Origin of the sequence: Streptomyces sp. WAC04114 (genome assembly GCF_019733245.1) — a bacterium.
In the GTDB taxonomy this organism is placed as follows: Bacteria; Actinomycetota; Actinomycetes; order Streptomycetales; family Streptomycetaceae; genus Streptomyces; species Streptomyces massasporeus_A.
In genome coordinates this window covers 1-12,926 of the sequence record NZ_JAIGQA010000033.1, presented here as the reverse complement: position 1 = coordinate 12,926, position 12,926 = coordinate 1, and the positions used below count along the sequence as shown (strand labels likewise).

General features: G+C 71.5%; 9 protein-coding genes. 4 read left to right on the top strand and 5 right to left on the bottom strand.

The genetic code is table 11. The features are described 5' to 3' along the window. Nucleotides 1-8: 8 nt before the first annotated feature. From K4G64_RS12070 to K4G64_RS12055, 4 genes are all read left to right on the top strand, one after another. Nucleotides 9-2,393 (top strand): SCO7613 C-terminal domain-containing membrane protein, encoded by a 2,385-nt coding sequence (locus tag K4G64_RS12070; RefSeq protein WP_260460360.1) that lies wholly within the window; start codon nt 9-11, stop codon nt 2,391-2,393. Between the two features lie 106 nt (nt 2,394-2,499). After that, entirely contained in the window at nt 2,500-4,161 is a 1,662-nt protein-coding gene (locus K4G64_RS12065; protein WP_221756027.1) for a PucR family transcriptional regulator, read from the top strand. A 249-nt stretch (nt 4,162-4,410) separates the two neighbouring features. Continuing rightward, nucleotides 4,411-5,730, top strand: a complete 1,320-nt coding sequence (locus K4G64_RS12060; RefSeq protein WP_221756026.1) for a diaminopimelate decarboxylase — start codon at nt 4,411-4,413, stop codon at nt 5,728-5,730. A gap of 11 nt (nt 5,731-5,741) precedes the next feature. Continuing rightward, nucleotides 5,742-5,948 carry a hypothetical protein gene (locus K4G64_RS12055; RefSeq protein WP_053668272.1) on the top strand — a complete coding sequence of 69 codons (207 nt, stop codon included), beginning with the start codon at nt 5,742-5,744 and terminating at the stop codon, nt 5,946-5,948. Nucleotides 5,949-5,997: 49 nt separating this feature from the next. Here the strand turns inward: K4G64_RS12055 and K4G64_RS12050 are convergent, their stop codons facing one another. From K4G64_RS12050 to K4G64_RS12030, 5 genes are all read right to left on the bottom strand, one after another. After that, nucleotides 5,998-8,733 carry a Tat pathway signal sequence domain protein gene (locus tag K4G64_RS12050; protein ID WP_221756025.1) on the bottom strand — a complete coding sequence of 912 codons (2,736 nt, stop codon included), beginning with the start codon at nt 8,731-8,733 and terminating at the stop codon, nt 5,998-6,000. A gap of 115 nt (nt 8,734-8,848) precedes the next feature. Further along, complete coding sequence (locus K4G64_RS12045; RefSeq protein ID WP_221756024.1) at nt 8,849-9,478, bottom strand: hypothetical protein; 630 nt, start codon at nt 9,476-9,478, stop codon at nt 8,849-8,851. Between the two features lie 7 nt (nt 9,479-9,485). Beyond that, the gene (locus tag K4G64_RS12040) at nt 9,486-10,364 is read right to left on the bottom strand and encodes a carbohydrate ABC transporter permease (RefSeq protein ID WP_221756023.1); all 879 of its coding nucleotides are present in this window, start codon (nt 10,362-10,364) and stop codon (nt 9,486-9,488) included. After that, nucleotides 10,361-11,362 (bottom strand): carbohydrate ABC transporter permease, encoded by a 1,002-nt coding sequence (locus tag K4G64_RS12035; RefSeq protein ID WP_221756022.1) that lies wholly within the window; start codon nt 11,360-11,362, stop codon nt 10,361-10,363. Before K4G64_RS12035 ends, K4G64_RS12040 begins: the two co-directional genes overlap by 4 nt. Continuing rightward, on the bottom strand, nt 11,362-12,651 hold the full coding sequence (locus K4G64_RS12030; protein ID WP_221756021.1) for an ABC transporter substrate-binding protein: 1,290 nt from the start codon (nt 12,649-12,651) through the stop codon (nt 11,362-11,364). Before K4G64_RS12030 ends, K4G64_RS12035 begins: the two co-directional genes overlap by 1 nt. Between the last annotated feature and the right edge of the window lie 275 nt (nt 12,652-12,926).

Sequence of the window (12,926 nt, the reverse complement as noted above, 5' to 3'; positions counted from 1 at the left end):
TGCGATGCATGACCCACCTTCCGCCCCCGGCCGAGGAACTGCGGCTCCTCGACGCCGAACTCCGGCAACTGGACGCCCGGCGCTCGCAGTTGCTGACCCGCCGCGCCTGGCTGGTCGCGGCCCTGCAGCAGACGCGGCAGCAGTCGCGGCCCTGGGCCTCCGCGCAGCCCCCGATCACGGCATCGCCGCGCCCCGAGACGGCGGCACCCAGCGTGCAGAACGTGCTGCTGGTCCTCGGCGGCGTCCTGCTCACACTCGCGGCGGCGGTGTTCACGCTGGTCAGCTGGGGGCAGATGGGGATCGCCGGGCGGGCCCTGGTGCTCGGCGCGGTCACGCTGGCCACGCTCGCCGCCCCCGTGGTCCTGTTGAAGCGGGGGCTGCGGTCGACGGCGGAGTCCGTGGCGGGCCTCGGGCTCGCCCTGACCGTCCTGGACGCCTACGCGCTGCACGCGGCGGCCCTCTCCGGGACGGACGGGACCGGGTACGCGGCCGCCGCGTCGGCGGTGCTGGCGGCGACCTGGTCGGCGTACGGCCTGCTGCCGCTCACGTCCGCGCTGCGCCTGCCCCTGCCCTCCGCCCTGGCCGCGGCCCAGTTCCCGCTGCTGCTGTGGGCCCTGGCCGCCGACGTGAGTCCGTACACGATCGCTGCCGCGCTGCTGGTGACGGCCGGGCTCGACGCGATGGCGGTGGCGCGGTTGGCGGCCGGGTCGGTGCGGGTCACCGCCGTCGTCGGTGCCTACGGCATGGGCGGCTGGGGCGTTCTGGGTGCCGGCTGGCTGTCCTTGACGGCCGGCGGCCCGGGTGAGGCCTCCCGCGCCGGGGCGCTGCTCCTGCTCGCGGCGGCGATCGCCCTGGGCGCGGCCCGGCGGGGGCCGGGCGTCGGCCACGCCCTCGGTCTCGCGATCACGGCCGGTCTGCTGGTCGTGGCCGCGCTCGGTGGGGTGGCGCGCTCCGGGCTGCCGTCCGAGTGGACGGTTCCTGCTCATCTGGCCGTCGGTGTGGCCCTGTTGGCGGCGGTGCGGGCCGGACGGCTGCCGGAGGCGATGCGGGCGGGCTTCGCGTGGGCCTCCGGTGCCGTGCAGGCGCTGGCGGTGCTGTGGACGCTGCCCGTCGTCGCCGTGGTGCTGCTGGGCCCGGCCGGTTGGCTGGGCCAGGTGTGGCGTGGTGCGCCGGCGGATGCCCGTACGGCGGTGCTCGTCGAGGCGCCCTGGCCGGCGGACGCGGTGGTGGCTCCGGTCGTGCTGGTGGGCGTGGCGGCGGTGCTCGCCCTGGCGGTCCCTGTGGGGGTGTGGCGTCCGCGGGCCCGGCTCGGTGCGCTCGGGCTGCTCTGGGCCACGTCGCTGATACTCCCCGCGGTCCTGGAGATCCCGTACGCCGCCGGTCTGCTGGTCCTGGGCGTCATGACGGCGGCGGCGCTGTACGCGTGCCGGGTCACGGCGTCGGCCGCGCAGGTCACGGCCCTCGTCCTGGCCCTGGTCACGGCCGCCGGCCTCACCTTGGTCTCCCTCGCGTCCCAGTCCGCGACCCTCGTCGTGCTGTCCGGGCTGACGGTGCTGTTCGCCACGGCCTCGTGGCGGGCGGGTGTCGCGCCGTTCACGGCTCCGGCCGCTCTCGTGTACGCGGCCGCGCTGGCCTCGGCGTCCGGTGCCGCCGCGCACTGGCCCGCGGCCCGAACCGCCCTGCTGGTGCTGCTGGTTCCCGCTGCCGCCGCCCTGCTGGCGGCGCGGCTGGGCGCCTCCCGGGCGACGGTGCCCGTCGAGGGCGTGGGGGCCGCGCTCGGCCTGTTCGCCGTGGCGCTCGCCGTCACCGACCCGCCGATGCTCGCGCTGGTGCTGGCCCTGTGCGGGGTGATCGCCGCGGGCACGGCCCTGCGTGCCGAGCGGCGTCCCGTCGGCTACGCGGCCACGGCCCTGTTCGTCCTGGCCGCGTGGGTGCGCCTGGCCGCCTGGGACGTCGGCACGCCCGAGGCGTACACGCTTGCGGTGACCGTCCCGGCGCTGCTCGTCGGAGCGCTGCGCCGGCGCCGTGACCCGCAGGCCTCCTCCTGGACGGCGTACGGCCCCGGGCTCGCCGCCACGCTCCTGCCGAGCCTCGTCGCGGCCTGGGCCGATCCGCACTGGACGCGCCCGCTGCTGCTGGGCGTCGCGGCGCTGCTGGTCACCCTGCTGGGTGCCCGGTACCACCTGGGGGCGCCGCTGGTGCTCGGCGGCTCGGTGCTGGCCCTGGTCACGCTGCACGAACTCGCCCCGTACGTCGTGCAGGTGACGGGGGCGCTCCCCCGCTGGGCGCCTCCCGCCCTCGCCGGACTCCTGCTGCTCGCCCTCGGGGCGACGTACGAGCAGCGGATCCGGGACGTCCGGCGGGTGCGGGAAGTTCTGGGAAGGATGGACTAGGCGCGTCAAGGCCGTCTCGACCGCGGACAAGTCCCGTGATGTCATACGTTCTCCGATCGGCCGAGGCGAGGGCGGGCACGGTCGGGCTGGGGGCGGGAGAGGCATCATGACGGAATCGGGAGAAGCGTCGGGCCGGGGTGCGGGCGCCGCGGACGAGGGGACGTTGGAGCGTCTGCTGTCGGTGGTGGGGGTGGGAGCCGTGGAGTTGCACACGGCCCCGCGGGGACTGCGGACGCAGGTCTCCGGTGTGCATGTGCTGGACGCCCTGGAACCGGTCATCAGGCCACGGGAGTTACTGCTCGCGATCGGCGTGGACCGGGGATCGGCGCATGCGGTCGACGTGGTGCGCCGGGCCGGTGAAGCCGGTGCGGCGGGTGTGGTGTTCGGCCCGGGACGGCCGGAGCCCACGGCGCGGGCGTTGCAGACGGCAGCCGAGGAGAGCGGCACGGCGGTGCTCTTCCGCACCGCCTGGTGCACCTGGGCGCAGCTCGTGGGGGTGCTGAGGGCCGGGCTGGCCGCAGCGGGAACTCCGCCGATGCCCGCCACCAGCGGCGTGCCCCTGGGCGATCTGGATGCGCTGGCCGACGCGGTGGCCACCCTGGTGGGAGGCTCGGTGACGATCGAGGACACGGAGTCGCGGGTGCTGGCGTACTCGTCCACCGAGGAGAACGTGGACGAGATGCGCCGGCTGACCATCCTCGGCCGCCGGGTGCCGCCCTGGCGGGTGGCGGCCATGCGGGAGGCGGGGTTCTTCCAGGCGCTGTGGGGTGCGGGCGACGTGCTGCACCGGCCCGCCCACGGGCAGGATCCGGAGCGTCTGGTCGGCGCCGTGCTGGCGGGCGGAGAGGCGCTCGGGTCCATCTGGGTGGCGGCGGTGGCCGGTCGCCCGTTGTCGCCGAACGCCGCGGAGACGCTGCGCGCGGCGGCCCGGACCGCCGCCGCCCACCTGCTGCATCACCGCACCCACAGCTCGGACGGCCGGCTGGTGGAGGATGCGGCCCGGGCGCTGCTGGAGGACCGTGGATCGGTCGAGGTGCTCGCGCAGCGGGCTTCGCTGCCGCCCCGGGAGCCCTGTGCCGTCCTGGCGGTGGGCACCGGGCCCGGCCGCTCCGCGGACGACGGCCCGTCCGGACTGTACGGGTTGCTGACCCTGCACTGCGCGGCCCTCGGCCACCGCGTCGTGGTGGTACCGGCGGCCGGCGGGACCCTGGTGCTGCTGGGCGGGCTGGAACGTGCCGCCGAGCGGGCCGAGGGCCAGGTCAGGCGGCTCGGGAACGCACTGGCCGATCAGCTGTCGGGGGCGACCGGTGCGGCGGTGAAGGTGGGGCTCGGCGACGTGGTCCCCGGCCTGGCAGGGGCACCCGCGTCACGCCGGTCGGCCGAGCGGGCCCTGCGGGCGCTCATCGCGGCCGCCGGACCGCACACCGTCGCGCGGTGCGAGGACGTCGCGGACACCGTGGGCATCCTCCAGGTCGTCGATGCCCTGCGCGAGGTGACGCTGCCGCCGCGGACCTCGGTGGCCCGGCTGAGGGAGTTCGACGCGGAGCACGGCGGCAGTTGTCTGGTGGAGACCCTGCGCGCCTACCTCGACCACTTCGGAGACGTGTCCGCCGCCTCGCGCGCGCTGGGCGTGCACGCCAACAGTCTGCGCTACCGGTTGCGCCGGATCCGGCAGGTGTCGGGGCTGGACCTGGAGAGTCCCGACGCCCGGCTGCTCGCCCAGGTGCAGTTGCGGCTGGGTGGAGAGGCCGACGGCGTACGCCCCTGAGCGTCCGGCACCGGGTCGCGAGCGGGCACGTGCCCGGCGCCGTTCAGCCGGGGCCACCATCGAAGGGCCTCCCCGTTGTCGCATCGCACAACGCCTGATCCTCACAGAGGAGTTGTTGCGTCCAACCGCCGTGGGTGAGCCCCGTGTCTTTGACGACTCGACGAAGACGCCGTCCCGGTGCGGGCCGCAGCCTGGTGTTCCACCCGGGGCGGTCCCGGGCGCTGCGCGTACGACACCGGAAGGCTCACCATGACCGGACTGACCCCCGCCGCAGAACGGCGCGAACGGATCCTCCAGGAAGCGGTGCGGCAACAACTGCTGGACGCCGAGCGGTCCCGGCTGGCCGCCTTCGTCGACCTCGACGGCGTCGCCGCGACCGTCGCGTCCCTGCACCGGGCCTTCCCCTCCACGCCGTCGGTCCTGCACGCGTTCGCCGCCAAGGCGAACTGCCTGGTGCCGGTGCTGGCGGAGCTGAGGCGGCTCGGCATGGGCTGCGAGGTGGCCACCGCCGGGGAGCTGGCCCGCTCCCTGGCAGCCGGCTTCGCACCGGACCGGATCGTCTTCGACTCCCCCGCCAAGACGGAGGCCGAACTGCGGCACGCCCTCGGCCTGGGTGTGACCGTCAACGCGGACAACCACCAGGAACTGGCGAGGATCGACCGGGTACTGGACGGCCGCCTCCCGGTCTCGCGGATCGGAGTGCGGGTCAACTCCCAGCTGGGCGGAGGCAGCATCGCAGCGATGAGCACGGCGACGAGCACCTCGAAGTTCGGCGTCCCCCTGGCGGACCCGGGAAGCCGGCAGCGGCTGCTGCGCGCCTACCGGGACCACCCGTGGCTGACCTGGGTGCACACACACGCCGGATCGCAGGGCTGCCCCCTCGATCTCATGGCCGGTGGGGTCGGGCAGGCCGTGGCGTTCGCCGAGGAGGTCAACGCTTCGCTCGGGCGGCGCCAGGTCGTCGGCATCGACATCGGCGGCGGACTGCCCGTCAACTTCGCCGACGACGAGATCACGCCGACCTTCGACACGTACGTCCGGCAGCTGCGCGCCCACGCTCCCGCCCTGTTCTCCGGCGGGTACGAGATCGTCACCGAGTTCGGGCGGTCCGTCCTCGCCAAGAACGGGTTCATCGCCGCGTACGTCGAGTACACGAAGAGCATGGGCGGCCGGCCGATCGCGGTCACCCACGCCGGTGTGCAGGTGGCCACCCGGACGGTGTTCAACCCCGACGCCTGGCCGCTGCGCATCGAAGCGCACGACGCGAGCGGCAAGGTCAAGCGGGGCGGGCCGGTCCGCCAGGACATCGCGGGACCGGCCTGCTTCGCCGGGGACCTGCTGGCACGGGACCGCGCTCTGCCGCTCCTGGAACCCGGTGACCTCGTCACCGTCCCGGACACCGGCGCCTACTACTTCTCGACGCCGTTCCACTACAACAGCCTGCCCGAACCCGCCGTGTACGGGGTCCGGACGGGTGGTGACGGCGACGGTGTCCGCTTCGAACTCCTGCGTCCCGCACAGGATCCGTGGGACGTACCCGTGCACGAGCCCGCTGTCGGAGTGAGGTAGGGAGCACTCAGGTGGCACAGGCCAACCGTCGGCGCACCGGCCGGGACGGCCCGCTCCTCACCCAGCGCGCCGCCATCGTCTTCCTGCTCGCGGCCCTGGTCGGCATCGGTGCCACCGTCCTGTCGGCACTGGCCGGCAACACATGGCCCGTCGCGGTGAGTGTGGGCGGCGGGGTGACGGCGCCGGCCGTGCTGTTCTTCCACCAGATCATCGACTAGCCGGACGGGTTCCGGGGGGCGCCCCGGAACCCGCCCGTGTCCGTGCCCGTTACGGCATCCTGTCGCCGAGCAGCGCCAGGTTCTCGATGGCCGCGAGGCCGTACAGCGCGGTGTCGTTGGTGGACACCCACGTGGCCTCGCTGCCGGGCACCAGCGCGACCGGGCCGCTCAGCTTCTCCGTCTTCCAGGGCGCGGACTCCTTGTAGCCATCGGAGTTGTAGAACTTCTCCCAGGCCCGCTCGGCGAGCTTCTCGTCGCCGGTCCTGACGGCCGCGTACGCGTCGAGGCGCGAGTGGCCCTGGAACAGCAGCAGGCTGCCGAAGTCGGAGCCGTAGCGGGCCTTCTGCTCGGCCTTGGTGGCGTTGAAGTAGCGGCAGTAGTCGATGTACGCCTCGTTGAACTTCGGCATGTCGACCAGGTCGATGAGCTCGGCGCACAGCTCGCCCAGGCCGAAGACGGCCGAGAGGTGCGAGACCTCCACCTTGGCGGCCCCGGCGACGGCGAACCTGCCGGTGTCGAGGTCGTACAGGCCGCTGCCCTGGACGAAGCCGTTGGGCTGGGCGGCGATGGTCTCCATCGTGGACAGCACGCGCGCCTTGGCCTTCTCCCACTTGGGGCCCTTGCGCTCCCACTCCGTCAGCCAGGCCGACACCAGGCCGCTCCAGTCCGTGCCGAAGCCGATCGACAGGGCGTGCCGGTCGGGGGTGTACGGCTCGGTGCGGATCTTGCGGAGCGGGTCGAGGGCGAGGAACGTCTCGTCGGAGTCGACGTTGGCGTGCATGAGGTCGCCGACGCGTTCGTCCGCCGTGAGGAAGTAGTAGTAGCGCCGGTAGGTGGTGTTGGCGATGCGCTGCTGCTTGGCGCTGTCGGCGAAGTGCTGCACACCGTGCCGGGTGCCGAGGCCCGCCCACTTGCCCAGGTGGTAGACGTCGACCTCGCCGGTGTGCCTTGTCATCGCCTCGGCGAAGCGGAAGATGTCGGAGCGGCCGGAGCGCAGATAGGCGAACCAGAGCCACAGGTCCGGCGACAGCTCGGAGTTGTCCCAGGCGTAGCCGCCGATGTCGTACCGCCACTGGTGCCGGAACGTGTCGTAGGTGTGCATGATGTCGCCGTAGTCCCAGAAGCCGTACCAGCGGCGCTGCTCCACCTGGTCCTTGTAGTAGGTGAAGAGGAAGTCGAGATGGTCCTCGATCTTCGCCTTGGCGGGGGTGGAGCGGTCGGGCTCGGAGTACAGGCCCGGCCCGAAGACCTTGGCCTTGATGAGCTGCCTGGGCGGTGCGGCCAGCTGGGGCAGCACACGGACGGCCTCGATCTGCTCGGCGAACCGGTCGGGGCTCGGGGTCGTCTCGTTGGCCCAGAAGAGGAGTTCGGAGGTGCGGGCGATGCCGTACGGGGTGCCGAACTCCGGCTCGTAGTCCTCGTAGGTGATGTTGAGGCCTTCGAGCTGCTCCGGGAAGGTGTCCTGGCCCATGCCGTCGTGGTAGAAGCGCAGGTCCATGGGCTGCGCCTCGGGCGACCAGAGCCAGAGGGTCACCTCGGCCTCGTCGGTGTGGGCGTCCCGGATGTCGAGCTGGGCGGGGAACTTCTCCCAGAAGTCGCGCAGCCCGAAGGAGAACCCACCGCTCGCCCCGCCCACGTACCCGAAGCCGGACGCGCGCCGGCCACCGCCCGCGGCGACCCAGCCGTGCCCCTTCTTGGTGCGCTTGCGCAGCGTGAAGCCGTCGGCGGACAGTTGCGCGAGGGTGTAGTCGCCCCACTCGGGGATGTACTGCAGCCGGGTCGTCACCCGCTGGTCCCAGGTGGCGGGGTCGGGCAGTTTCCTGCCCTCGAACTGGGCCGCCTGCACGGCCGCTCCGGGGTCCCGGCGCAGTCCGGTGATCCCCTTGACGGCCTCGCGCAGCAGCCCCGTGCCGTCACCGCCGATGCGGATGTGACGGTCGTACGACTCGTCCCGCAGGGGCACGGTGAAGCGGACGCCGAGGCCGCGGATGAAGTCGCCACTCGCCTTGCCCGGCTCCTGTTTGCCGTCGTAGGTGATGGTGTGCACCATGCGGAAGGAGTCGGCGCCCGCGTAGAAGTAGAGCCTGATCGAGAAGGGCAGCCAACTGCGGCCGCCCTTGCGGTGCTTGCCGTCGATGCGGACGACCGCGCGGACCGGGCCCGCCTGCTCGACCTCGACCTTGGAGATCGCGCCGTCGAAGCGCTCGGTCCTGACCGCGCCCTGGTCCTCGTCCTCGATCTCGGGCTGGCGGATCAGCACCAGCCGGCCGTTCTTCGCGATCTCGGTGGAGCCCCGGGTGACGGACTTGACGAGCGTGGAGCCGGACGTGCCGATCCTCGCGGTGATGACGCCGGTCGAGATGTCGATGGCGCCGCCGCGCTTGTGCACGGTGACCTTGTTCTCGGGTGCGGCGGGCGTCCCGGCGGCGAGGGTGAGCTTGCCGTCGCCCGAGGCGACCGCGTGCGCGGTCCACTTGAGGGAGCCGTCGGGCCAGTAGGCGATCGGCCAGGACTGCACGGGCACGGCCTTGCCCCTTGCGTCCGTCAGCGCGAAGGTCTGGTCCTTCTGGTACGCGCCCATGGGCCAGGGCACGCCGACGGTGGAGCCGGGTGCGGCGCCGAGGCCGCCGTCCTCCAGCCAGTCCAGGGTCACCGGGTCGGCGTCTGCCGCTTCGGCTCCGGGCGCGGCCTGGGCGTTGTGCGCGCCCAGCGCCCAGCTGACCTGGGCGACGGCTCCGGTGACGGCGGCCGCCTTCAGGAGGGACCTGCGGGGGATGGGAGACATGGCGATGCAGCCTTTCCTTGTCCGTGCGGGAAGCGAATCCGTTCGCTGGTCAGGGGCATGACAGAAGGAGGTGCGGCACCAGGGCGCCGACCTGGGACGTGAGGGGCACCGCCGTTCAGCGGTGCCGGTACCGCTCCTCCACGGCGACGGCCGCCGCCGCCACGGCCCCGAGGACGGGGAGCGCCAGCGGCGCGGCGAACCAGGCGGACACGGCCACCACGGCCAGCCCGCCGACGATCAGGAAGGACCCGGCCGGGTCGAGCACCGTACGGCGCCCGGCGTGCGCGAGGAGCGTCCGCCACCGTGCGCCCGGCTCCCAGACCGCCGACGCCCGCAGCCCGGCCACGGCGAACCCGATGAGCGCGGCAACACCGACGGCCCCGACGAGAGGCCCGCCCGGAATCCCCGCCCGGGCCGCCTGCACGTCCACCCAGACCGCGGCCACCGCCGCCCACCCGGCGACCCCGGCGAGCCATCCGCCGCGCAGCGCGGTGCGGAAGTCGGCGACGAACTCCCGCCAACCGCCGCCCTCATGGGCGGTACTGCGCCGCAGATGCCGCGCCCCGGCGGCGAACGCGGCGGGGTAGGTGACGACTCCCAGCGAGGCCACCGCGATCCACACCCCGGTCAGCAGACACTCGGCGAACACCGCGAACCTTCCCCAAGCTCTCGACTCCGCTCGAGCAGGGGACGCCCCCTTGGCGAACACCGACTCGCCCCGTGCCTTCACCCGTGTCCCGGCCATGGTCGCCTCAGCCCTTCAGACCCGACGTGGCCATGCCGTCGATCAGATAGCGCTGGAAGGCGAGGAAGAAGGCGAGCACCGGCAGCAGCGCGACCAGTGACATGGCGATCATGCCCCCGTAGTTGGCCAGCCCCTCCTGGTCGACGAACATCTTCAGGCCGAGCGAGACCGTGTACTTGTCGGGCTCGTTGAGGTAGATCAGCGGCCCCATGAAGTCGTTCCATGAGTTGATGAACGTGAAGATCGCGCTGGTGATCAGGGCCGGCCGGCTCAGCGGCAGCACGATCGACCAGTAGATGCGGAAGTGCCCGCAGCCGTCGAGCCGGGCCGCCTCGTCCAGCTCCTTGGGCATGTTGCGCATGAACTGCACCATCAGGAAGACGAAGAACGCCTCGGTGGCCAGGTACTTCCCAAGCAGCAGCGGCGTATAGGTGTTGATCAGCTCCATGTTGCGGAACAGCACGTACTGCGGGATCAGCAGCACGTGGTACGGCAGCAGGAGCGTGCCGATCATCAGCGTGAAGAGCAGATTCCGCCCGGCGAACCTGATCCTGGCGAAGGCGTAGGCCGTCAGCGAGCAGGACACCAGGATGCCGACGACGGAACCGACCGCGAGGAAGAGCGAGTTGAAGAAGAACGTGGAGATGGAGATGTCGGCGATGCCGTCGGCGAGGCTCGTGTAGTTGGCGATGACCGGGTCGCCCGGGAAGAGGTCCAGGCTGCCGACGATGTCCTCGCTCTTCTTGAAGGACCCGCCGACCACCCAGATCACCGGGTAGAGGATCACCGCGAGGATCAGCAGGGACCCGATGTGCCAGGCGAGGGAGCCGGGCAGCTTGTGCCGGAGCCTCCCGGTGGGCTCGATCTCGGTGGCCTGCGCACTCATCGGGCGCCCTCCTCGTAGTGCACCCAGCGCTTCTGGGACCAGAACAGCACCGCCGTCACCAGGGCGACCGCGACGAGCAGCAGCCAGGCCATCGCCGAGGCCAGACCCATCCGGCTGTTCTCGAAGCCCTGGACGTAGAGGTAGCAGGTGTAGACCATCGAGCCGTCGGCCGGACCGCAGGCGTTTCCGCCCGCACCGCCGCCGACGATGTACGCCGAGCTGAAGATCTGGAAGGAGTGGATCGTCTCCAGCAGGACGTTGAAGAAGAGGACCGGGGAGATCATCGGCAGCGTGATGTTCCAGAACCGGCGCAGCGTGCCCGCCCCGTCGACCTCGGCCGCCTCGTAGAGCTCGCGCGGGACCTGCTTGAGGCCGGCCAGGAAGATGACCATGGGGGCGCCGAACTGCCAGACGGTGAGCGCCACCAGGCTGTAGATGATCATGTCCGGATCGCCGGTCCAGCCGCCGACGTCGATGCCGAAGATCTCCTGTGTACGGTCGACGATCGCGTCGTCCGAGAAGATCGCCTTCCAGACGATCGCGACGGAGACGCTCGCGCCGATGAGCGAGGGCGCGTAGAAGGCGGCCCGGTAGAAGGCCTGCCCGCGCCGGCTCTGGGCGAGCAGCAGGGCCACGCCGAGGGCGGCGATCAGCTTGAGCGGCGTGCCGACGGCGACGTACCAGAGCGTCACCTGCACCGAATGGCGCCAGCGCGGATCGTCGAACATCTCGGAGAAGTTGTCGAGGCCGATCCACCGGGGCGCGTCGAACAGGTTGTAGTCGGTGAAGGCGAAGTAGAGCGAGGCGCTCATCGGGCCCGCTGTGAGCAGCAGGAACCCGGCGATCCAGGGGGACATGAAGAGATAGCCGGCCAGGTTCTCCCGGCGCCGCCGCCGCGTGAGGGCGGCGGGGCGCTCGGGCTGCACCGGACCGTGCCGCGGCTCGGAGTCCTGGGACAGGCCCTCCATCGCAGGGGCGTGTGTCACGGTGGTTCCCATCAGGTGCCGAGAGCCGTCTTCGACTCGGTGAAGAACTGCTTGACGGCTTCCGCCACGGACCTCTTGCCCAGACCCAACTCCTCGGCGATGCGCAGGAACGCCGACTCGCAGATGTCCGCGCCGTTCGGGTGCGGGGTGATGGGCTCGAGAACGCCGGACGTGACGAGGGACTGCTCGTACGCGGCTATCGCCTGGTTGACCGGGTCGGTCGGCTTGTACGCGTCGAACTGGGCCTGCGTCGCGGGCACGCCCCGGTCGTAGCCCATGATCTTGGCGACCTCGGGGTCGTGCACCATGAAGTCGATGAACTGGGCGACTTCCTTGGGGTGCCGGGTGCGCTTGGAGGCGCTCAGCATCAGGGAGCCGAGGTACTGGCCGGTCTTCTTGCCGTCCGTCGTGGGGATGGGGGCGAGGCCGTACTCGCTCTTGCCCTCGGCGGTGTAACGGACGGTGAAGTTGTCCCAGGTGAACTCGCCGCCGGCGAGCTCCGCGGCGACCGCCGACTTGGGCTTGATCTGGGCGACCTTCTTGGGGTCGGAGTAGAGGCCCTCCTCGACGCCCTTCCTGGCCTTGGTCCACCAGTCCGTCAGATCCGCCTCGCTGAAGCCGAGTCCGTCCTCGGTGAAGAACGCCTTGCCGTTCTGGCGCAGGTAGAGGTCGTAGAGGTACATGACGCCGTACATGCCGCTGTCACCGGCACGGCCCGTCCTGTCGCGGATCTTCTTCATCGCCGCGTCGAAGTCGTCCCAGGTCCAGCCCTGCTCCGGCTTGATGCCGGCGCGGGTGTAGACGGGCTTGTCGATGACCAGGGACATGGAGTTCGAACCGACCGGAACGCCGAGGAGCTTGCCGTCGACCTCACCGAACTTCTCAAGGCCCGCGCGGAATCCCTCCATCCGGAGGTTGCCGGCCTCGGCCTGCTCGCTGAGATCGAGCAGTACGTTCTTCGCGTCGTATTTCCGGAGGAAGCCGATGGCATTCTGGAACACGTCCGGCGGATTCCCGCCGGAGGCTTGGGTGTTGAACTTCTTCCAGAAGTCGAGATAAGGCTGGAAGTCCGTTTTCACCTTGATCTTCGGGTACTTCTTGTGGAAGAGCGCGATGGTCTTGTTGATTCTCTCGGCCCGGTCTTCCGCACCCCACCACGCATAACGGATCGTCACCGTCCCGTCCGCGGAGGCCCCTCCGTCGCCACCGCACCCGGCCGTCGCGGCCAACCCCAGCGTGGCCGCCGTGGCTCCGGCCGCCTTCAGGATCGTACGTCTCTCAACATTCCTGCCGTTCACCACGGTTGGACCTCCCCGCGCGTCGTCCCGCTCGCATGAATCGTTTCAAGTAAGCGCTTGCTGGCACAAGGTACGGAGGGGTCGAGAGTGCGTCAATGATTCGGACAAGAATTTCTTGCCGAAACGGTGGGTGACGGAGCGGGCCAGGCTGGTGAGCGCCGGGGCGGGGTCCGGCGATGCCGCTGGTGACGGCCGGGTGACCGAAGCACCGACAAGGAGGGGCGAGCGGGGCCGGCTTCGGGCGCGACCGGAAGTCGACGGTAGGGGTGGCGGGAGGG